The sequence below is a fragment of the Streptomyces sp. NPDC001980 genome (genome assembly GCF_040296885.1).
Taxonomy (GTDB): domain Bacteria; phylum Actinomycetota; class Actinomycetes; order Streptomycetales; family Streptomycetaceae; genus Streptomyces.
In genome coordinates this window covers 1-19,960 of record NZ_JBEOYD010000047.1, presented here as the reverse complement: position 1 = coordinate 19,960, position 19,960 = coordinate 1, and the positions used below count along the sequence as shown (strand labels likewise).

At 69.1% G+C, this 19,960-nt stretch carries 19 protein-coding genes, 1 pseudogene and 1 other annotated feature; of the genes and pseudogenes, 7 read left to right on the top strand and 13 right to left on the bottom strand.

The window, feature by feature from the left end:
• Window positions 1-187: 187 nt before the first annotated feature.
• Window positions 188-712, bottom strand: a complete 525-nt coding sequence (locus tag ABT137_RS43020) for an ATP-binding protein (protein ID WP_351717736.1) — start codon at window positions 710-712, stop codon at window positions 188-190.
• A 130-nt stretch (window positions 713-842) separates the two neighbouring features.
• Here ABT137_RS43020 and ABT137_RS43015 point away from each other — a divergent pair, with 130 nt between their 5' ends.
• Window positions 843-2,084, top strand: a complete 1,242-nt coding sequence (locus ABT137_RS43015) for a helix-turn-helix transcriptional regulator (RefSeq protein ID WP_351717735.1) — start codon at window positions 843-845, stop codon at window positions 2,082-2,084.
• A 70-nt stretch (window positions 2,085-2,154) separates the two neighbouring features.
• Here the strand turns inward: ABT137_RS43015 and cutA are convergent, their stop codons facing one another.
• The 4 genes and pseudogenes from cutA to ABT137_RS51145 all read right to left on the bottom strand — a co-directional run bounded on the left by cutA (window position 2,155) and on the right by ABT137_RS51145 (window position 3,911).
• The gene (cutA, locus tag ABT137_RS43010) at window positions 2,155-2,475 is read right to left on the bottom strand and encodes a divalent-cation tolerance protein CutA (protein WP_351717733.1); all 321 of its coding nucleotides are present in this window, start codon (window positions 2,473-2,475) and stop codon (window positions 2,155-2,157) included.
• A 278-nt stretch (window positions 2,476-2,753) separates the two neighbouring features.
• The gene (locus ABT137_RS51155) at window positions 2,754-2,912 is read right to left on the bottom strand and encodes an integrase core domain-containing protein (RefSeq protein WP_502984666.1); all 159 of its coding nucleotides are present in this window, start codon (window positions 2,910-2,912) and stop codon (window positions 2,754-2,756) included.
• 151 nt (window positions 2,913-3,063) lie between these two features.
• Window positions 3,064-3,606 (bottom strand): annotated as a pseudogene (locus ABT137_RS51150) (IS3 family transposase); the annotation flags it as partial.
• Window positions 3,579-3,693 (bottom strand) — a sequence feature (AL1L pseudoknot). Its footprint overlaps the pseudogene before it by 28 nt.
• Window positions 3,651-3,911 carry a hypothetical protein gene (locus tag ABT137_RS51145; RefSeq protein ID WP_467847293.1) on the bottom strand — a complete coding sequence of 87 codons (261 nt, stop codon included), beginning with the start codon at window positions 3,909-3,911 and terminating at the stop codon, window positions 3,651-3,653. Its footprint overlaps the feature before it by 43 nt.
• A gap of 233 nt (window positions 3,912-4,144) precedes the next feature.
• Here ABT137_RS51145 and ABT137_RS43000 point away from each other — a divergent pair, with 233 nt between their 5' ends.
• Window positions 4,145-4,630 (top strand): hypothetical protein, encoded by a 486-nt coding sequence (locus ABT137_RS43000; RefSeq protein WP_351717731.1) that lies wholly within the window; start codon window positions 4,145-4,147, stop codon window positions 4,628-4,630.
• On the opposite strand, the gene ABT137_RS42995 is transcribed toward ABT137_RS43000, so the two are convergent.
• From ABT137_RS42995 to ABT137_RS42975, 5 genes are all read right to left on the bottom strand, one after another.
• Window positions 4,623-5,828 carry an IS110 family RNA-guided transposase gene (locus ABT137_RS42995; protein WP_502984665.1) on the bottom strand — a complete coding sequence of 402 codons (1,206 nt, stop codon included), beginning with the start codon at window positions 5,826-5,828 and terminating at the stop codon, window positions 4,623-4,625. The genes ABT137_RS43000 and ABT137_RS42995 overlap by 8 nt on opposite strands.
• 280 nt (window positions 5,829-6,108) lie before the next feature.
• Window positions 6,109-6,885: an SDR family NAD(P)-dependent oxidoreductase gene (locus ABT137_RS42990; protein WP_351717729.1), complete on the bottom strand. Its 777-nt coding sequence runs from the start codon at window positions 6,883-6,885 to the stop codon at window positions 6,109-6,111.
• A gap of 70 nt (window positions 6,886-6,955) precedes the next feature.
• Window positions 6,956-7,819, bottom strand: a complete 864-nt coding sequence (locus ABT137_RS42985; RefSeq protein WP_351717727.1) for a fumarylacetoacetate hydrolase family protein — start codon at window positions 7,817-7,819, stop codon at window positions 6,956-6,958.
• Window positions 7,816-8,688: a fumarylacetoacetate hydrolase family protein gene (locus ABT137_RS42980; RefSeq protein WP_351717725.1), complete on the bottom strand. Its 873-nt coding sequence runs from the start codon at window positions 8,686-8,688 to the stop codon at window positions 7,816-7,818. The genes ABT137_RS42985 and ABT137_RS42980 overlap by 4 nt, the downstream gene beginning before the upstream one ends.
• Before the next feature lie 82 nt (window positions 8,689-8,770).
• Window positions 8,771-9,337, bottom strand: a complete 567-nt coding sequence (locus tag ABT137_RS42975; RefSeq protein WP_351717723.1) for a carboxymuconolactone decarboxylase family protein — start codon at window positions 9,335-9,337, stop codon at window positions 8,771-8,773.
• Window positions 9,338-9,444: 107 nt separating this feature from the next.
• Here ABT137_RS42975 and ABT137_RS42970 point away from each other — a divergent pair, with 107 nt between their 5' ends.
• Window positions 9,445-10,260 (top strand): IclR family transcriptional regulator, encoded by an 816-nt coding sequence (locus ABT137_RS42970; protein WP_351717721.1) that lies wholly within the window; start codon window positions 9,445-9,447, stop codon window positions 10,258-10,260.
• 30 nt (window positions 10,261-10,290) lie between these two features.
• On the opposite strand, the gene ABT137_RS42965 is transcribed toward ABT137_RS42970, so the two are convergent.
• Window positions 10,291-11,046, bottom strand: coding sequence for an SDR family NAD(P)-dependent oxidoreductase (locus ABT137_RS42965; RefSeq protein WP_351717719.1), 756 nt, complete (start codon window positions 11,044-11,046; stop codon window positions 10,291-10,293).
• A 222-nt stretch (window positions 11,047-11,268) separates the two neighbouring features.
• Between ABT137_RS42965 and ABT137_RS42960 the strand changes: the two genes are divergently transcribed.
• Window positions 11,269-12,675: an MFS transporter gene (locus tag ABT137_RS42960; RefSeq protein WP_351717717.1), complete on the top strand. Its 1,407-nt coding sequence runs from the start codon at window positions 11,269-11,271 to the stop codon at window positions 12,673-12,675.
• A 93-nt stretch (window positions 12,676-12,768) separates the two neighbouring features.
• On the opposite strand, the gene ABT137_RS42955 is transcribed toward ABT137_RS42960, so the two are convergent.
• Entirely contained in the window at window positions 12,769-13,707 is a 939-nt protein-coding gene (locus ABT137_RS42955; protein WP_351717715.1) for a LysR family transcriptional regulator, read from the bottom strand.
• Between the two features lie 206 nt (window positions 13,708-13,913).
• Here ABT137_RS42955 and ABT137_RS42950 point away from each other — a divergent pair, with 206 nt between their 5' ends.
• The 3 genes from ABT137_RS42950 to ABT137_RS42940 all read left to right on the top strand — a co-directional run bounded on the left by ABT137_RS42950 (window position 13,914) and on the right by ABT137_RS42940 (window position 17,755).
• Entirely contained in the window at window positions 13,914-15,440 is a 1,527-nt protein-coding gene (locus ABT137_RS42950) for a carotenoid oxygenase family protein (RefSeq protein ID WP_351717713.1), read from the top strand.
• 17 nt (window positions 15,441-15,457) lie between these two features.
• Complete coding sequence (locus ABT137_RS42945) at window positions 15,458-16,114, top strand: MBL fold metallo-hydrolase (RefSeq protein WP_351717833.1); 657 nt, start codon at window positions 15,458-15,460, stop codon at window positions 16,112-16,114.
• Between the two features lie 180 nt (window positions 16,115-16,294).
• Window positions 16,295-17,755, top strand: coding sequence for an aldehyde dehydrogenase family protein (locus ABT137_RS42940; RefSeq protein ID WP_351717711.1), 1,461 nt, complete (start codon window positions 16,295-16,297; stop codon window positions 17,753-17,755).
• Between the two features lie 249 nt (window positions 17,756-18,004).
• Here the strand turns inward: ABT137_RS42940 and ABT137_RS42935 are convergent, their stop codons facing one another.
• Window positions 18,005-19,810, bottom strand: a complete 1,806-nt coding sequence (locus ABT137_RS42935) for an SDR family NAD(P)-dependent oxidoreductase (RefSeq protein ID WP_351717709.1) — start codon at window positions 19,808-19,810, stop codon at window positions 18,005-18,007.
• Window positions 19,811-19,960: the final 150 nt, after the last annotated feature.

Here is a 19,960-nt window from a genome sequence, read left to right as displayed (position 1 = left end):
GGGGCCGCCGCAGCGGCCTGGAACGGTGGGCAGAAGGCAGGTCGGTGGTCACGGGGGTGAGGGGGAGCGTTGCCGGGCGGCGGCAATTCCTCGGCGGTTCGTGCAGGGCCGGCCGCCCGCTCGCCGTGAAGCACCAGCCGGGCCGTCGGCCCGAGGACCAGAGCGATGACGACGGCACCGGTCAGCGTCATGTCCGCGGCACCGAAGCGGCGAAGACCGCGTACCGGAACTCACACCACGTCTCCTTGCCGTTGCTCTCCCACGCGTCTGAGATCGCATCGACAAGCCGGATCCCGCGACCCGATTCACCGTCGAGTCCGGCTTCCTTGAGTACAGCTGGGACCGGATTGTGATCGGTGACCGAGACGCGCACCATGTCGACGGCCGCCGTGATCCGGAGCACGACTTCTCCCTCACCGTGAACCACGGCGTTGGTGACCAGCTCCGAGACGGCCAGTACGACGACCCTCGCCACCGGCTCCGAAACACGGCACCGCCGTAGGAATGCCCCGGCTGTCTGCCGCATCTCCCCAACTCTCGCGAGATCCGGGAGAAAGGCCGACTGACAGCCATGGGATGCCGCCGGTATGCCTTGCCTCGCCGATGCGGTGTGCCGGTCTTCGTGAACCGACCTCGCGCTGGACACGCCTGCCACGTCGGCAAAGCTACGGATGCCCCCGCCGGGCGGGGTCTCCTCTTGGAGCCTGGTCATGGGGGCTATCGCACCGCGTGGGGACACCGTCGACCAGGGGAATCCAGAGGGGGGAAAATCTGTCAAGGGGGAAAGTTGGAGGGGAATTAAGGCCATGATTGGATTCCGCCCACCAACAGAGGTCACACTCATGGCAGATCCGTTCGCCGACCTGCTCCTGCGGCTTCGGCAGGATGCGGGCCGGACGCAGGAGGAGCAGGCAGAGGCAATCAACGCTGTCTCCGGCCGGGACACCATGACCCGCCGTGAGATCAGCCGCTATGAGAACTTCGAGAACATCCCTACCAATCACACAATCGGCCACATCGCGGCGGCCTGCGGTGTCCCCTTCGAGGAACTACAGCGGGAGGCCAAGGCTGCCCGCGCTCGGAAGAGGAAGGGGCATGCCCATGCGGGGGAGGACCAGGACGCCGTGAAGCGTCGCACGCTGCTGGGTGGCGCCGCTGCCGGCGTGAGCGCGGCTGCCGAGCCCTGGGGGCGCCTCGCCATCGCCCTCAGCAGGGGGGCCAAGATCGATTCGTCCTCCGTCGGCGTGCTCATCGACCGTGCTGCTGAACTGCATGTCCAGGAACTCAACCTCAGCGCCCGGCGGCTACAAAGCACGGTCGAGTCGCATCTTGACGCGATCACTGCGGCTCTGCCACGTGCCGGCGAGCACGAGCGGGCTCTCACTATCGCCGCCGGAGAAACCGCCGCCCTTGCCGGTTGGGTGGCCTGGGATCTGGGTGAGCACGATAAAGCCGACGCCTACTACAAGGTCACGTCCCAGTGCGCGACGACCGCCGGGCACCCTCCGCTCCGAGCCCTGGCCCTGACCTACAGCAGCTACGGCGCCTCGACGCCGAAGGCGAAGTTGGAGTTCCTTTCTCAAGCGGCCAGCGATGTGCGAGGCCACGGCAACGCTACTGCTGCCGCCTGGGTTCTCGGGAGGCACGCGGAGGAGGCCGCGGCGGTCGGCGACGAGATGGGGGCGCTCCGGGCGTTGGAGCGAGCGCGTTTCGCCTACGACTTCGCCGATCACACCAGCGAGCAGGCGTGGGTCCGCTTCGTGACCCCGTACCGCATGGACTCGCTGGCCCTCTCTGTATACGGGCAGCTGGGGCGTCCCGAACTCATCGCTACAGCAGACACCGCAGTCGACCGCCTCGGAGACGAGCTCCCGGACGGAGGCGTCGTGGTCCTCGGCGATCTCGCTTCGGCCCTGCTGCGCGGAGGTGACGTCGACCAAGGCGTCTACGTGTCGCGCCAGTTCACGGCGGCGGCACAAGCCAAGCCCAACACGATGGGCAAGGAGCGTGCAGCGACCATCGCAGCGTCGCTTCCGGACAGCGAGCAGGAACTCAGCCGCCATCTGCGGCAGTTCGCATCCTGAGTCCCTATGCGGACTCGGACAAGCCCAGGACGCGAACGCAGTCGTACGGCCGGTCCGTCTTTCCGCAGACCTATGCCGTCTCCTCGACAACCCAGGACAGGTACGCCTCCGACCCGCCGGTCACCGGCAGCGTGATCCACTGGGGGACATCGTACGGGTGCTTTTCGTGCAGCCACGCCTCCAGTGCCGGGAGACGGTCCGTCGTAGTCATGTACGAGATCCGCCACTCCTGCGCCGTCTCGACCTCCCCCTTCCACCAGTAGAAGGCGGTGATTGGCGCATCGATGTGAACGCCCGCTGCCAGCTTGCTTTCGACCGCGCCACGGGCCAGCGCCTTCGCCTGATCCTCGTTGTCGCTGGTCGTCTGCGCGATCACAATCTCGTTGGCCATGCCATTACCTCTCCAACTCGGGTACCGCAACTCTACCGAGCGGTCAAAGGCACACGTCACGCTGCTGAAACAGCTCCATCCCAGCCCGTGCTGGACTTTCCGCTAAACAGACCCGACCCGATCATGTGGGTCGCCGAGCCATCAAGGCGGCGACGCCCCTGTCCGAGGACGATTGGGGGCAGTTACGGCATCCCAAGCGGAACCATGCGATTGGTGGGAGCACAAGCCCGCGGGCACACCCGAGTGAACCGTTCCGGGTTCGGTGAAGAGCTGGGATGTCACGTGCTGACGGGTTCGTTGGCGTGCGTGTGTTGGTGATGGTAGGCGGTTTCGTATTCGGCTGGTGATACGTGGCCGAGAGCTCCATGGAGTCGGCGGTGGTTGTACCAATCGACCCACTCGGCGGTAGCGAACTCGATGTCCGTGAAGTCTTCCACGGTCCGCGGCGGTTGATGAGCTCGGCCTTGAACAGGCCGATGGTGGCCTCGGCGAGGGCGTTGTCGTATGCATCGACGACACTGCCGATCGAAGGGGCGATGCCGGCCTGGGCCAGGCGCTCGGTGAAGGCGATCGAGGTGTACTGCCCGCGTCCGAGTGATGCACCAGCCCGGTGACCTGGTCGTTCGGCCGGTAGCCGCGTTGCCACAGGGCTTGTTCGACCACGTCCAGGACCAGGCTCGTGTGCCTGCTCGTCGATGCCTTCCAGCCCAGGATCCGCCGGGAGAACGCATCGAGGCAGAACGCGACGTAGACGGTGCCGACCCAGCAGGGCACGTAGGTGAAGTCCGCCACCCACAGTCGGTCCTGGCCGGCCGCACGGAAGTCGCGATTGACCCGGTCGCCCGCGCGCCGGCCGTCCTTGCCGGCCAAGGTGGTGCGGACCTTGCGGCCCCGCACCGCTCCGGCCAGGCCCTCGGCCCGCATCAGGCGCTCGACCGTGGAGCGGGCCACCGGTATACCCTCGCGCCGCAGCTGGTGCCAGACCTTGCGCGCCCCGTAGACACCGTAGTTGGCCTGGTGGACCCGCCGGATCGCGGCGGTCAGCTCAGCATCGCGCAATGACCGGGCCGCAGGCGGACGGCGCTTGGCCGCGTAGTACGTCGAGGCGGCGATGGCCAGGGTGCGGCAGATCGGCTCGACGCCGAACCGGTCACGGTGAGCGTCGATGAAACGGATCAGCGCGGCGGTCGAGGGTCGAGCTCCGCTGCGAAAAAAGCAGCCGCGGCCTGGAGGATCTCGTTCGCCGGCCGCAGCTCGGCGTCCTCCTTTTCCAGCTGGCGGATCGGCGCGGACTCGTCACGGGCGGCAGCAGCCTGCGGGGCAGCGTGGGCATCGTGCTTCTTCACCCAGTGCCGCATGGCTTCGGAATGAATGCCGAGGTTCCTGGGGCGGGGCCCCGGTCGCGTCGAGGCTGTACGCCGCGCCGTCTTCGACACGCTGCCCCCTGACCCAGTGAGTCAACGCACGGACATCGGCGACATGATCGGCGCGGCTCTGCGCCGAGCGGACGCCAGGGAAGATGACCCTGAAGTGCTGCCCCGGTGCCGCCGGCGGTGCAACACACGAGATCTTCGGGAGACCGGGGCTGGGGTCCGGGGGGGGTGCCCCTATCCCTTTGGTCAAGGGAAACGAGGGTGCGTTGGGCCGGAGAGCCGGGCAGCATGGCGGGGTGGCTCATCTGCTGTGGGATGACGTGAGTTCCTTCTTCGACCCGGACTTGGTGGGGTCGTTGCCGGACGTCCGTGTCCCGAATACCTCGGTGGAGGACTGGCAGGCGGTCCTCGACCTTGTCGCGGTGAAGGGCTGGAAGTGCCAGTACTCCGAGGGAGAGACGGTGCTTCCGGTGCCCCGGGCGGAGGCTGTGCTGTCTCGTCCGGCGGATGCCGAGTGTCCGGACCTGCGGGTCTGGCCGGCTGCCGGTGTGTTGGCGATCTTCCGTTTTCATGCCGACGATGAAGTCGACTTCGACGTCGACCTGCGGGAGTTGCAGGGGCAGGACCGACTTGATGTGTTCTGTGGCTTCCTTCGGGAGATCGGGCGGCGGTTGGGCAAGCCGGTGCTGATGGATCCGGAAGGCGACTATGGCCGTCCGGTGCTCGGCTTCGATGTCGAGGCTGATCGAGTCGTTCTCCTCGCAGACCCGCAGGTCAGGTGACGGGGGCCGACGACTGCGGTTCGTAGAAGGTTCCGTCACGGAGCATGGCGAACAGGACGTCGGCCCGGCGTCGGGCGAGGCAGAGCAGGGCCTGGGTGTGGTGTTTGCCCTGGGCGATCTTCTTGTCGTAGTAGGCCCAGGACGCGGGATCGCCCAGAGCGGCGAACGCGGAGAGGAAGAAGGCCCGTTTGAGCTGCTTGTTTCCTCTCCTGGATGGTTGTTCGCCGCGGATCGATGAGCCCGAGCTCCGGGTCGCCGGGGCGAGTCCGGCGTAGGCGGCGAGGTGGCCGGCGGTGGGGAAGGTGCTGCCGTCGCCGACCTCGATCAGGATGCGGGCTCCGGTCCTGATGCCGACTCCTGGCATCGACGTCAGGACTTTGGAAAGAGGGTGGTCCTCCAGGAGTTCCTCGATCCGCCCGGCTAAGAGTTTCCGCTGGTCAAGCACGACCGTCAGCGAGCCGGCCAGGCTCGGGACGATCAACGCGGCCACCTCGGTGCCCGGGACCGTCACGGTCTGCTCGTCCAACGCGGCGAATATCTCCTCGACCAGTTGCTCGGCCATCCTCGGCGCCTTCGGTCGCAGCAGGGTGATCAGCCGCCGTCGGCCGGCCTTGCGTATCTGGGCCGGGGACCCGAACCGTTCCAGCAGCGTGAGGACGGCAGGGTGCTGCAACCGTGGTCCCAGGACCCGTTCCAGCGATGGATAGATCTGGGTCAGCAGGCCGTGCAGCCGGTTCGCGACCCGGGTCGCCTCGCTGGCCAGGTCGTCGTCGAACCCGACGATCATCTCCAGCTCGGCGATCGTCTCGTCCTCGCCATCGATCGCGCGCAGTGTGTGCGGCATCGCGCGGGCGGCGTCGGCGATGATGAACGCGTCCTTCGCGTCCGTCTTCGCCTCACCCGGGTAGAGGTCGGCGGTCCGCCGCATCGTCAGGCCCGGCAGGTAGGCGACCGGGCAGCCGCTGTCCCGGGCGACTGCCAGCGGCAGGGCCCCGATGGAGGCCGGCTGGTCGACCACGACCAGCACCGTTCCGTGCTTGGCCTGGAGTTTCGCGAACAGCTCGCGGAGCTTGGGGTCGGTGTTGGGCAGGCGCTTGTCGAAGGCTTTCTTCCCGGCCGGGGTGACGGCAGTGGCGTGGTGTTCGCCCTTGCCGACGTCCAGGCCGAGGAAGACGTCGATGTCGCCGGTGTCGATCACGTGCAGGCCCCTCCATCACGCTTTCGTCCGGCCTTGCCAGGGCACCGAGCTACCACATCCACGTTACGGAGAGCTCTTCCGGCTCGGGTGAAGCCGGTGCTCAAGCCCCTCATCAGCGGCCCGTCGATGCCTCCGGGCCCGGTGACACCACCCCCCGGATCATGAACAACAAGGGGGGAAGTCATGCCGGAACCGAAGGCCGGAGGCCCCATTGCGGAGCCACGAAGACGGTAACGGGGGGCGGCCACCGGACCGGCGTCCCGGTGGCCGGTCATGTCGCTCACGCGCCGATCATGTTGAAGCCGCCGTCGGCGTTGAGGTACACGCCGGTCATGTGGGAGGCGTCGTCGGTGGCGAGGAAGAGGGCGGTGCCGGCGAGTTCGGCCGGGCCCGGGATACGGCTCATCGGCGTCTTGGCGATCATGTCCTCCCGTCGTCCGGACTTCCAGTCCGCGCGGTTCAGGAGGGTGTCGGTCTCGATGAACCCGGGCGCAAACGTGTTGACCCGTACGAAGGGTGCGAACGCCTGGGCGTAGGACTTGGTGATGCCGAGGATGCCGTACTTCGCGGCGGCATACTGCGGGGCCCGCGCGCTGCCGCGTACGATCACGGTGGAGCCGATGTTGACGATCGCGCCGTGCCCCTGCTCCAGCATCCGGGACCCGAACTCGTGCACGCACAGCATGGTTCCCTTGACGTCCACGGCGAGCACATGGTCGATGGACTCCTCGGTGAGGTCTCGCCAGGACATCTGGTCGCCCGCCACGTCGCCGACGTTGTTCACCAGCACGTCCAAGCCGCCGTAATGGCCGAACACTTCCTCGGCCATGCGGATGACGTCCTGGTGGACGGCGATGTCGGCCTGCACGGTGAACGCCTGGCCGCCGATGTCCTTGATGCGGGTGACGGTCTGCTCGGCGCCGGCGGCGGAGCTGCGGTAGTGGACGGCGACCTGGGCGCCTTCCCGCGCGGCACGGACGGCGATCTCGGCGCCGTAACCGGTGCCGGCGCCGGTGACCAGCACGGTGCGGCCCTCGAAGCGACGGGGGATGGGCATGGGTGGCGGCGTGTGCTCGGACATGGGGGTCCTTGTCTGCGACGGTCGGGTGCGGGGTGTACTGGGGCGCTCAGAGGGCGTGCGGAGGCCGCGCCGGACCGGTGAAGCGCTGGCGGATCTCGCCGATGCCCTCGATACCGCTGACGAGTTCGTCGTCCATGGTGAGGTACCGGGGTGGGTTCATGCGGTTGCCGACCCCGGCCGGGGTGCCGGTGAAGATCAGGTCGCCCGGGAACAGCGGCAGTACGGCGGAGAGGCGCGCGATCAGGTCCGGCACCGGGAAGACCATGGACTTGGTGCGGTCGTGCTGGACGGCCGCACCGTTGAGCAGTCCGGTGATCTCTAGGTCGTCCGGGTCCTCGAACTCGTCCGGAGTGACGAGGACGGGTCCGGTCGGGCCGAAGCCGGGGAAGGACTTGCCCAGGCTGAACTGAGCTGGCTTTCCCTGGAGTTGGGTGACGCGTTCGGAGAGGTCCTGGCCCACCGTCAGGCCGGCCACGGCGTCCCAGGCGCGGTTTTCGCTCACCTTGTACGTCTCGCGTCCGATCACGGCGACGAGTTCGACCTCCCAGTCCACCCTGCCGTCGGGGAGGGCGACGGTGGTGTGTGGGCCGGTGATGCAGGACGGGAACTTGGTGAAGACGAGCGGCTCGTCGGGCGGGGTGAAGCCGGCTTCCGCCGCGTGCGGCGGGTAGTTGAGGGCCACGGCGAAGATCTGGCGGGGGCGCGGCACCGGCGCGTCGAGTGCGGTGGGGTCGACGGGGGTGTCGTACGCCTCGTCGGGCAGTCCGGCCGCCCAGTCCCGCACGCGGGGCCAGTCCTCCAGCAGGGCCATCGGGTCGTCCGGCAGTCGTCCTTGCGAAGCCCAGCGGACGCCCGCGGCCCCGTCGCCGCGGACCACCACCGCGCGGCCGTCGAGGACTGCCAGCCTCACCAGTCCACCTTCTTTGGTACGGGGGTGCCGTGGCCCTCTTCCCAGCTGACGATGGGGGTGCGCAGCACGCCGAGGCGCTCGACCTCGGCCTCGACGACGTCGCCCGGCTTGAGGTACATGTCGGGGTCGCCGCTGAAGCCGGCGACGCCCTGGACGGTGCCGGTGGTGATCAGGTCGCCGGCGCTGTAGCCCTGCGGGGAGTGGTACGCGACCAGGTGCGGGATGGAGACGGACATGCGGTTGGTGTTGGACTTCTGCCGGACCACGCCGTTGACGCGCAGTTCCATGTCGAGGTTCTGGGGGTCGGGGATCTCGTCGGCGGTGACGATGTAGGGGCCGACGGGGCAGAAGGTGTCGATGGCCTTGCAGAAGGAGAAGACGCCGGACTCCATCTCGCGGCGCTGGATGTCGCGGGCGGTGACGTCGTTGAAGACGACGTAACCGGCGATGTGGTCGGGCGCGTCGTCCACGCCGAAGAACTTGCCTGGCTTGCCGATGACGACGGCGATCTCCAGCTCGTAGTCCAGCTCGCTGGTCAGGTGCTCGGGGTAGATGACCGGCTCGTCGGGGCCGACGATCGCGTCGACGTTCTGGAAGAAGACGATGCCCTTGTGCATGGGGTGCGACCAGTCGACGTTCTTCGACTCGTCCTCGTGCTCCCGGAAGTTCCCGGAGGTGTGGAAGAACTTCTTCGGCACGATCGGCGCGCGCAGCCGTACGTCGTCCAGCGACAGCCGATCACCGGTCTCGCGGACCTGGCCGTCACGCTCGAAGTACTCCCGGGTGCTCCTCACCTCCAGCGGCAGCACCAGCCGCTCTTCCAGTTCCAGCCTGCCGACACGTCTGTCGTCGAAGGTGATCAGCTTCACGGGGCCTGCCTACTTTCGATGGATGAAAGTGGAATTCGCTGGGTGAATACGGCATGAGTATTGATGGGTCGGCTACGGCCTGTCAAGGCCCCTCACCTGCGAAAACTCGAAGCTGAAGGGCCAGGGTGGCGTAGTAGCCGACGAGCGTCGTCAGTTCGAACAGGCCCCGTTCTCCCACCGCGGTCACGGCGTCGGCGTACTCCTCGTCGCTCAGCGTCCCGTGGTGCAGCATCGCGAAGGTTGCCCGCAGGGCGGCCCGCTCGCCGGGGTCGCCGAACTCTGGGACCGTGCCGGTACGCAGTGCGGCCATCTCCGGCTCGGTCAGTCCGGCGGCCCGGCCCACGGCCTCGTGGGCCTCGCGTTCGAAGGTGCTGTTCCAGTGTGCGGCCACGGCGAGGATCGCGAGTTCCCGTGCCCGGTCGCCCAGGACGGATCCGTATCGCACTGCCGCGCCGAGGGCCTGCACCGCAAGGCCCACCGGCGGACTGAGCAGCATGGCGTTGAACGGGCCGCGCAGCCGTCCTTCCGGATCGGTCAGTGCGAACGCCTGCGACCCGGCCGCGCGCGGGCCGCCGGTGATGGCCCGGTAGACCTCCGCCTGTTCCTCGTCCAGTTCTCCGGGCAGCAGCCCGGTCAGTCGCTCTGCCATGAGTTCCTCGAGTCCTCCTCGTCACGCAAGAGCTCTCTTGCGTGATATCGACTTCCGTACAATGAAAGTTCCTTGTCAGGTGCGCCCATACAGAAAGCGAGCCCCGAGTGCCGCCGCGTGACGAACCGACCTCCCCGTCCTCCGAGGGCTCCGCGTCGAAGCGGAGCTACCACGTCGAGGCGCTGGCCAAGGGGTTGCGGCTGCTCGGGCTGTTCTCCGAACAGCGACCGTCGATGAAGCTCACCGACATGGCCGCCGAGACCGGGGTTCCGCTGCCGACCGCCTTCCGGATGGCCGCCACCCTGGTGACCGAGGGCTTTCTGGAACAGCTGCCGGACGGCGCCTACCGGCCCGCTCCGAAGGTCCTCACGCTCGGTTTCTCGGCCTTGCGCGGTATGGATCTGGTGGAACTGGCCGACGGGCCACTGCGTCGGCTCGCCGCGGCGACCGGTCAGACGGTGAACCTCGGCACTCTGTCCGACGACCGCGTGCTGTACCTGATCCGGCTGCGCAACAACGATCTGGTGACCGCCAACATCCAGGTCGGCTCCCGCCTTCCCGCGGTCGGCACCTCCATCGGCAAGGTGCTGCTGGCCGGTCTGGACGACACGGAGCTTGAACAGCGCCTGACGGAAGCGTCCTTCGCCGGGACCACCGGCCCCAACGCGATGCGGTCGCTCGCCGAGCTGCGACCCGCCCTGGCCGAGATCCGCAAGGAGGGCTGGGCGGTGCAGGACGAGGAGCTCGCCTACGGACTGCGCTCGGTGGCCGCCCCCGTCTTCGACGCGTCGGGTTCGGTGGTCGCCGCAGTCAACGTGGCCGTTCCGGCCATGGAGTTCCCCGTCACCCGCCTGCTCGACGAACTGCGCCCGCCGCTGCTGGGCGCCTGCCGGGAGATCACGCGGCTGCTCGGTGGCAGCTGACGGCCTTGGCGGCCTTCCGGTCCGGCGCGGTCATACGAGGGTGCGGCCGCCATCCACGTACAGGACCTGTCCGGTGACGAACGACGCCCGCTGCGAGGCGAGGAACAGCACCGCTCCCACCACGTCCTCCGGCGTGCCCAGGCGCCCGGCCGGCACCAGCCCGACCATCTCCTCGCGCATCCCCGGCCTGGCCAGGTACTCGCTGGTCAGCTCGGTCTCCGTGTAGCCGGGGGCGACCGCGTTGACGGTCACGCCGTCGGCCGCCCACTCCCGGGCCATCACCTTCATCAGCTGGTCAAGGCCACCCTTGCTCGCCGCATATGGAGCGTGGTGCTTGTGCGCGAGGCGGGAGGAGACCGACGAGAAGAACACCATGCTGCCCCGGCCGGCGTCGCGCATCAGGCGCCCCGCCGCCCTCCCGGCCCAGAAGGCGGTCGACAGGTTCAGTGTGACGATCCGCTCCCACGCCTCGTCCGGGGTGTCCAGCACCGGACGGCGGTCGTTCGTGCCCACGGCGTGCACCAGCACGTCCAGCCCGCCCAGTTCGGCGGCCGCCACCCCGATGACCTCCTCGCACGCCTCCGAGGTCGTCACGTCGGCCGGAAGCACGCGCACGTCGGTGTCCGCGAGGGCGGGATCGTCCCGCAGCGACTTGAGTCTCGCCTCGTCCACGTCCACCACGGCCAGGCGCGCCCCGGCGTCCGCCAGGCCCCGGGCGCAGGCGGCACCCAGCCCTCCAGCCCCCATGACGAGCGCTCGGCGGCCTTCCAGCTCCAACCATCCCATGACGACCCCTCTGCTTTCGTTCAATAAAAGCTGCTTTCAAAAATTGCTGGGACGATAACTCCGACAAGGTGGCGGTGTCCATCACCTCCGGCCTCTTGACCACCGCCTGGCGCCGGTGCTTTGGTTCCTTCCGGATGGAACAAGCCACTTTTATTCAGTGAAAGTGGCTGGATCTCGCGCAGGGCCGCATCCCCCCTGCAAGCTCGACGAGGAGCTGCCGCCATGGCCGTGACAGATGCGCAGAGCACCCAACAAGCCCTGCAAGCCGACCAGTTGATCAGCCGGATGGACCGCGTCCCGGTCTCCCGCTTCCACGCCCGCGTCGTAGGAACCCTCGGGGCGGGAACCTTCTTCGACGCCTTCGACATCGTCTCCATCGCCACCGTCCTCAGCGCCGTATCCGCCACCTACGGCCTCAGCTCCAGCCAGGCCGGCCTGCTGGTCAGCGCCGGTTTCCTCGGGCAGGCGGCGGGGGCGATCGGATTCGGCCTGGTCAGCGAGCGACTGGGGCGCCGACGCGTCTTCCTGGCCGCCCTCGTCGTGATGGGCGTGTTCGCTCTGATCTCGGCCGTGTCCTGGAGCAGCACCAGCCTGGGCGCCCTCCGGATGATCCAGGGCTTCGGCCTCGGCGCCGAAGTACCCGTGGCGTCGGCCCTGCTGGGCGAGTTCGTCTCCGCCCGGCAACGGGGCAGGGTCACCGTTCTCTACAAGCTGGCCTCGCCGCTCGGCAACCTGGCCACCTCGCTGACCGCGGCCGCGCTGCTCGCGTCCACCAGCCCCGAGACCGCGTGGCGCCTGCTGTTCGCCATCGGCGGCGCCCCGCTGCTGGTCGCCCTGGCCGCTTGGCGCCTGCTGCCAGAGTCGCCGCGCGTCCTGATCCGCCGGGGGCAGCTCGCCGCGGCGGAGCGGATCGTCACCGCCATGGAGACCGCAGCCGGTACGGCCACCTCCGCGCCGGTCCCCGACACCCCGGCCGGGAGCGCACCGGGCGCCGACCTGGCCGCGACGCGCCACACGGAGCTGCTGTCGCCGCAGTACCGCAGACGGACGGTCACGGCCTGGGTGCTGTGGTTCACCGTGTTCTTCGCCCTGCTCGGAGGCACCGCCTGGATGCCCAGCCTCTACGTCAAGAGGGTCGGTGTCTCCCCGGCGACCGCCAGCCTCCTGAGCGGTGCGGTCACCCTCGCCTCCATCGCGCTGATCATCGTCGTCGGAGCCACCGTCGACCGAGTGGGCCGACGCCGCTGGTTTCTCACCGGTTACACGATCTCGCTCGTCGGGGCCCTGCTCGCGGTCGCCCTCGGTGTCACCGGCCTTCTCCACACCTGGCCCGCGCTGCTGGTCAGCGGCGGCCTGATGCTGCTCGGCGTGAGCGCCATCGACCCGCTGGTGTACGCCTACACCGCCGAGATCTACCCGACCCGCATGCGCTCCTGGGGCACCCTGAGCGCCAGTTCGTGGCGCGGATTCGCCGCAGTCCTCGCCCCCAGTGTCATCGGCGCCCTCGTCGACAACGGCATCGCCTTCGTCTTCGGCCTCTTCGCGGCCGTCCTGGTCGTCGGCTTGGCCGTCACCGCCCGCTTCGGCATGGAGACCAAGCAGGCGCCACTGGAGGAACTCGGCCAGTAGCCCCCACAGCACCCGGGCAACCGCCGCCTCCCGTGAGGCGGCGGTTGCCCGGGTGCAGGTCGGGCATGTGGCGCACGGTCCTCGGGCCAGGTGTCAGTCGGACAGGGAGGCGGCGTCGATGCCGGCGGCGCTGTCAGGGGCCAGCCGGGCGAGCGCGAGTCGCAGGAACGCCTGTGCTGCGGGCGAGGTCGGAGCGGGGTCCCGGTGTGCGAGCGCCAGGGGCAGAAGAGCCTGCGGGTCGTCGAGCCGCAGCACGCAGTCGGCGTACTCGGCCGGAACGATCGCCGCAGCCACCGGGCGGGGCACCACGCTCACCCCGATCCCCTCCAAGGCCAGCGAGGCGAGATCGCCCGCGTTGCGCAACGCGCACGCACTGCGGCGCCGCGCCCGCACGCGGCCGAACGCCGCGTCCACCTGCGTGCGCAGACCCGTCTCGGGTGTGCAGTCCAGGAATCGGTCGTCGGCCAGCGCTCCGAGGCTCGTGACGCCGGAGCCGCGCAGGCGATGCCGGCGGCCGACGACGGCTACGAGCGGGTGCAGGCGGATCAGGTGGTGAGCGATCCCGGCCGGCAGCTGCTCCTCGTGGAGCGCGAGGACGGCCACCTCCAGCTCACCGGTCAGCAGCTGTGCGGTCGCCGTCGCGCTGGCGGCATCGGACACGATGACCTCGACTGCGGGATGTGACTCCTGGAACTCCCGCAGCAGGCCCAGGATGTCGATGTCCCCGGCCGTGAGCGTCATTGCTCCCAGCAGTAGCTGTCCCTGCACGTCTCCGTCGATGGAGGCGATCGCCGCACTCATCTCCTGCACGGTTCTCAGCACGCTTCGGGCGCCCGCGACGAACGTCTGACCGGCGGGAGTCAGCCGGACGCTGCGGCTCGTACGGTCGAACAGCCGGGTCCCGACCTCTCGTTCCAGCTCGGCGATCTGATGGCTCAGGCCGGACTGCCCGATGTGGCAGCGTGTGGCAGCCCGCGTGAAGTTGAGCTCGTCGGCGATCGCCACCGCGTACTCCATCTGCCGAAGATCCATCGGACTCTCCGATCGTTTCCTGCGCATTCCGCTGTTGGACGCCCCAGGAGCTCCGGCACCATCATCGCTGTTACGGGCAGATGAACGCCAGATCTCGGGCCGCGCGCACGGGTGTCATTTCTCACCGCCGCCCTCTGCCGGAAGGCATCAACGGCAGACATCAATCCGATTCTTCGCTTGATCAGCCATGCCCTGAGGAGGACGCCATGGCCGTTCCGACGCAGCCGGACACGACGCGCCAGCAAGTGGGGACCCAGCCGCCCCCGCAGACCATGCAATGGCCGGACACCCCCAAGTTCCGCGGCTTCTTCGCCTCCTCCCGGATCGAGGCCGACGTCTACGACCTGGAGATCGAGGGCCGCATCCCGCCCGAGCTGAACGGCGCCTTCTACCGCGCCGCCGCGGACACCCAGTACCCCCCACGGTTCCCGAACGACGTGTACATCAACGGCGACGGCATGATCCACATGGTGCGGTTCGAGAACGGCCACGCCGATCTGAAGACCAGGTACGTCCGGACCAAGCGTTTCGAGCTGGAACGCCAGGCCCGCCAGGCCCTGTTCGGTGCCTACCGCAACCCCTACACCGACGACCCGTCCGTGTCCGGGATCGACGACGGCAACGCCAACACCTCGATCATCTGGCACGCCGGCAAGCTGCTCGCGCTCAAGGAGGCGGCCCTCCCGTACGAGCTGGACCCACTGACGTTGGAGACCCGGGGCGTCCACGACTTCTCCGGCCAGATCCCGGGGCGTACCTTCACCGCCCATCCCAAGCACGACCCGCGCACCGGCGAGCTGATTGCCTTCGCGTACAACGCCAGCGGTCTGCCCGACAAGCAGATCCACATCTACGAGATCTCGGCCTCCGGCAAGGTCACGCGCTCCCAGACCTTCGAGGTGCCGTACTCGTCGATGGTGCACGACTGGCTGGTCACCCGGGACCACTTCGTCTTCACCATCTCGCCCATGGTCGCCGATCTGGAACAGCTGAAGCGGGAGGCACAGTACTTCGTCTGGGACCCGAACCAGGAGACGTATGTGGCGATCATCCCGCGCGAGGAGGGCGTGAGCGGCATCCGCTGGTTCCGCAGCGAACAGCTCATGGAGACGCATTCGTTGAACGCCTGGACGGACGGCGACAGCGTGGTCGCCGACCATTTCACGACCAAGTCCGGCTGGTTCTCCCAGTTCCCGATCACGACCGTGGGTCCGCTGCCCGAGCAGCCTCCGTTCCTGCACCGCTGGATGTTCGACCTCAAGGGCGGCGCACCGCACTGGGAGGACGCCACCGACACCTACCGCAGCGAGCAGCTGATCGCTTCTCCCGGTGACATGCCCCGGGTCGACCCGCGCGTGCTGATGGAGCGCAACCGGCATGCGTGGATCGGCGGCATGCACCCCGATGTGCCCAAGTGCGAGGTCGGTCCGATGGGCCCGCCGTTCAACTCGCTCATCCACCGCGACGACCACACCGGCGAGACAACCTTCTGGGCCCCCGGCGAGCACGCCGCACCCGAGGAGCCGGTGTTCGTGCCGAAGTCGGAGGGCTCCGCCGAGGGCGATGGCTACCTGCTCGCGCTGATCGGCCGACGCGACCAGAACCGGCACGACCTGGTCGTCCTCGACGCTCTCGACATCGCCGCCGGCCCCATCGCCACCGTGAAGATCCCCTTCCGGCTCCGGTACGGCTTCCACGGGACGTGGGTCCCGGCCGAGGAGCTCCAGCGGTGAGCTCGCTTCAGCCGGATCTGCGGCTCACCAAATGGGGTCACGCCTGCGTCCGCCTCGAACGACCCGGTGCCGTCATCGTCATCGACCCGGGCGAGTACACCGAGCCCCATGCCCTCGACGACGCGGACGCCGTGCTCGTCACCCACGAACACGCCGACCACTTCGCCGAAGACTGGCTGCGGGCAGCCGCCGAGGCCAATCCCGCCCTGCGGATCTGGACCAACCGGTCCGTGGCGGCCAGGCTCGACGGAATCGGTGACCGGGTCACCGTCGTCGGGGACGGAGACACCTTCGACGTCGACGGCATCGAGGTCGAGGTGCACGGCGAACTTCACGAACTCGTCCATCCCGATCTTCCGCGCGTCCCCAACGTCGGCTTCCTCGTGGCCGGAACGGTCTTCCACCCGGGTGACGCCTTCACCGTGCCGCCGAGCCCGGTGGACACGCTCCTTGTGCCGGTCCAGGGTCCCTGGTCCCGAACCGGCGAAGTCATCGACTACGTTCGGGAGATCAAGCCCCGGCTGGCTGTGGCCGTCCACGACGGCGGCCTGAGCACGATGGGCCACGCCGTGGTGGACGGGATCGTCGGAGCCACGGTGGGCAAGGACGCCGCCACCCGTTTCGTCCGGCTGGTGGCCGGGATGCCGGCGCACCTCTCCCGGCTCCCGTCCTGACACCGCCCCTGCCGCACCCGGTCTCCCAGGCCGTGCGACGCCCCCAACCCGACCGTGCGGCACCCCGTCTCCCCGGCCGTGCGATCGGTGTCCGCCTCAGGGCTTCCGGCGCGCGTTCCGGCGTGCCGGAAGCCCCGAGGCGGACGCCGGAGCACAGCCCCTCACCTCAGCGGAGTCTCCATGACCCTCACCCGTGATTTGCTGATCGGCGGCAAGGAAGTGCCCGCACGGTCGGGCCGCACCACCCAGGACCTCGCCCCGCACACCGGCGAGGTGTACGCCGTGGTGGCAGCCGCCGGCACTGAGGACGTCACGCTCGCCGTGGCCGCCGCGCAGGGCGCGTTCGACGCCTGGGCCGCGGTGAGCCCCTACACCCGCCGCGCGATCCTCCTCAAGGCCGCCGACCTGGTCGAGGAACGTCGTGAGCAGGCCGCCGACCTGATGGCCGGCGAGGTGGCCGGTACCCGGGGGTGGGCGTACTTCAACGTGGGCCTGGCCGCGCACACGTTCCGTGAGGCCGCCGCCGCGGTGACCGCCCCGCGCGGTGAGGTACTGGCCGCGCAGGAGGAGGGCGCCCTGGGGTTCGCAGTGCGCGAGCCGGTCGGCGTCGTCGCCGCCTTCTCGCCGTGGAACGCTCCGGTCATCCTCGGCGTCCGCGCGGTCGCCGCGCCGCTGGCGGCTGGCAACACGGTGGTGCTCAAGCCCAGCGAGGACGCCCCGCTTTCCTGCGGCCTGTTCATCGCCGACGTGCTGCGCGACGCCGGGCTGCCCCCGGGCGTCCTCAACGTGATCACCAACGACCCGGCCGACGCCCCTGAGATCGCCGAGACGCTCATCGCCGATCCTCGGGTACGGGCCGTGAACTTCACCGGGTCGACCGGCGTCGGCCGGATCATCGGCGCCGTCGCCGCGCAGTTCCTCAAGCCCGCGGTGCTTGAACTCGGTGGCAAGAACGCGGTCGTCGTGCTCGACGACGCAGACGTCGACTACGCGGTCGACGCCGCCGCCTTCGGCGCCTTCATGAACTCCGGACAGATCTGTATGTCCGCCGACCGCATCCTGGTGCACGCCTCGCTGGCCGAGGAGTTCACCGCCAAGCTCGCGGCGAAGGCGGCGGCGCTGCCCTCCGGCGAACCGACCGATCCCGCCGCCGTGATCGGCCCGCTGGTCACCCCTAAGGCGGCGAAGCGGGTCGCCGACCTGGTCCGGGACGCCGTCGCCAAGGGCGCCACCGTGCTGACCGGCGGTGGCGCAGCGGACGGCGCGCTCTACCCGGCCACCGTGCTCACCCACGTCGCCGAGGACGCCCTGCTGCACCACACCGAAGCCTTCGGCCCCGTGTGCGTGATCGACACCTTCACCACCGACGACGAGGCCGTCACCAAGGCCAACGACACCGACAACGGCCTGACCTGCGGCATCATCACCGAGAACGGCACCCACGGCCTGGCGGTCGCCCGCCGTATCCGCACCGGCATCGCGCACATCAACGACCAGTCCGTCGCCGACGAACCCCATGCTCCCTTCGGCGGCCTCAAGTCCTCGGGTTATGGCCGTTTCGGCGGCCGCTGGGGCATCGAGTCCTTCACCAGCACCCGCTGGGTCACCCTCGCCAGCCGGCACGCCCACTATCCCTTCTGAGCATCGCCGCCGAGGACACGGCCGTAGCTCTCCGCGGCCGTGCTCTCCCCGCCCGAGCCGTCGAACAGCGGCCCGTCCACGCATCCCCGCAAAAGTCCCCGCCGTCTCGGAACCGGCTGTCCGGCGGGCGGAATCGCAGCCGTTACGGTGACCCTGCGAGCGGCGGCTGCAACCGCCTTGGTCGGGTGGCCCGAGGGGATCGCCCCCGGACTGCCCGGCCAAAGGAGAACCGTTCCCGTCGTGCCGCTCCTACGAGCCGAGTCTGTCCAGGCCGAAGCGTTTACTCAGGATCGCGTCGATCCGCCGGGACGGCAGGAACGGCTTGAACACGGTGTAGGGCCACACTTCGCGGCCGAGCCTCAGCCTGACGGGGGGCTTGTCGGACAGCACGGCGTCCGCGGCCTTCCGGGCGAACTCATCGGCCGGCATGGCATTGCTGGTCTGCGATCCCTGGGCGCGGGAGGTCATCGCGTCACGCAGCCTGAGGTACCGCGAATCCGCCGAGATGCGAGCGGTCAGGCCGGTGGTCGCGGTGTCGCCGAAGCGGGTGCGGATCTGGTTCGGTTCGATGCGTACGACGGCGATCCCGAAGGGCGCGAGCTCCATACGCATGGCATCGGTGAGCGCATGGACCGCCGACTTGGTGGAGCAGTACACACCGGCGAAGGGCGAGGTCAGCACCCCTGAGGTCGATCCGATGTTCACGATGGTGCCGTGACCGGCCTCGATCATGCCCTGCGCCAACCGCTGGGTGGTCGTCAGCAGCCCGAAGACGTTCACCTCGTACTGTCGGCGCACATCGGCGATCGGCATCTCGATCACCGGGCCCATGGCGCCGTAGCCTGCGTTGTTGACCAGCAGGTCCACCACCTCACCGTCCGCGGTGAGGCGTTCGACCAATGCGTTCACGCCGGCGGGGTCGGTGACGTCGAGGGCGGCGACGCGCAGTCCGGCGGCGGCCAGGTCGTCCATGGCCTCCGTCTTCAGCCCGGTCGCGTACACGGTGCGGCCGCGGCGGTGCAACTCCCTGGCCAGCTCCTTGCCGATGCCGGAGTCGCAGCCGGTCACCACGGCCACGCCCCGCATGCCCTCCGCGGCACGGCGCGGACGCGCGCCGAGGGTGTTGGTGACCGTGGCCGGCTCACCGGCCCCCAACTCGAGCTCGAGGCGAACCTCGTCGCCCGGACGGGGGAAGCGGCGCATCTCCAGCCCGCAGCAACCCGGCAGAGTGCCGCTGGACAGTACCTCGCCGGGGCCGAGGGACTCGCCGCGCGCGGCGTAGGCGACGGCTGCTCCCAGGTCGTGCAGGGGGGATGCGGTGCCGCCCTGCGCCCATACCTCCCCGTTGACCAGGACCCGGCCGGTCAGCGCGCGCCACCGGGGTAGTACCTCGTCGGCCGTCACGACGACCGCGGACATGGCACCGGCGAACGTCTTGGCCTTCACCACACCGCCGAACGTGCCGCGGCGGGTGTCGTCCCACTGGGTGTCGCGTGCGCTCCAGTCGTTCATGACCACAAAACCGCCGATGGCCGCCACTGCCTCGGCCGGCGTGCAGTCCCTGACCTCGCGGGCGATGACAACGCCCAACTCCAGCTCGAAGTCGAGGACCTGGGCGAACGACGGCCACGCCACCTCCGCTCCGTCCGGCAGCACCGAGCGGTGATTGCCCATGTAGAACTGCGGCTCGCGGTAGTAGTTGGCCTTGGGACGCAACGGGGGCAGAGCGCGGCCGGTCACCGACTCGAATCCCCGCGCCAGCCGACGGACGCCCGGGGAGCCGAACGCGGCGACCATGCCCCTCGCCCCGTTGACCATGTGGGACTCCCACAGGGCGAACGCGCGCAGCGAAGCCGGCGCGAAGGGCAGCCCGCCCGGCGGCCGGCCCGGAACCCGCTCCGGATCGGTGAACGTGCGCTCGGCCTCACGCACCGCCTCTTCCCCGTCGGCCAGGAAGGCCAGCAGGTCGTGGTTCCACCGCGAGCCGACAACGACCCACTCCTTGCCGTCGGGGTCCCAGGCGACCAGCGACCCGTGGTCCATCCCCAGTTTCATGCGACACTCCCGGTGCAAGCAGGTTACGAGACGTAACTTACGGCTCGTAAGTTACGATTCGTAAGTTGTATTGTCAATGCGCCCGCCGGGCAGAGAAGCATTCGGAGGACATGTGGCCGCCACCGCACGCCGGCGCCTTACCGGGAAGCA

Excerpts from the sequence above, each read along its gene's own strand:
- ABT137_RS43020 (WP_351717736.1), bottom strand. The coding sequence starts at position 712 with ATGACCAGGCTCCAAGAGGAGACCCCGCCCGGCGGGGGCATCCGTAGC.
- ABT137_RS43015 (WP_351717735.1), top strand. The coding sequence starts at position 843 with ATGGCAGATCCGTTCGCCGACCTGCTCCTGCGGCTTCGGCAGGATGCG.
- cutA (WP_351717733.1), bottom strand. The coding sequence starts at position 2,475 with ATGGCCAACGAGATTGTGATCGCGCAGACGACCAGCGACAACGAGGAT.
- ABT137_RS42990 (WP_351717729.1), bottom strand. The coding sequence starts at position 6,885 with ATGCCCATCCCCCGTCGCTTCGAGGGCCGCACCGTGCTGGTCACCGGC.
- ABT137_RS42975 (WP_351717723.1), bottom strand. The coding sequence starts at position 9,337 with ATGGCAGAGCGACTGACCGGGCTGCTGCCCGGAGAACTGGACGAGGAA.
- ABT137_RS42965 (WP_351717719.1), bottom strand. The coding sequence starts at position 11,046 with ATGGGATGGTTGGAGCTGGAAGGCCGCCGAGCGCTCGTCATGGGGGCT.
- ABT137_RS42960 (WP_351717717.1), top strand. The coding sequence starts at position 11,269 with ATGGCCGTGACAGATGCGCAGAGCACCCAACAAGCCCTGCAAGCCGAC.
- ABT137_RS42955 (WP_351717715.1), bottom strand. The coding sequence starts at position 13,707 with ATGGATCTTCGGCAGATGGAGTACGCGGTGGCGATCGCCGACGAGCTC.
- ABT137_RS42950 (WP_351717713.1), top strand. The coding sequence starts at position 13,914 with ATGGCCGTTCCGACGCAGCCGGACACGACGCGCCAGCAAGTGGGGACC.
- ABT137_RS42940 (WP_351717711.1), top strand. The coding sequence starts at position 16,295 with ATGACCCTCACCCGTGATTTGCTGATCGGCGGCAAGGAAGTGCCCGCA.
- ABT137_RS42935 (WP_351717709.1), bottom strand. The coding sequence starts at position 19,810 with ATGAAACTGGGGATGGACCACGGGTCGCTGGTCGCCTGGGACCCCGAC.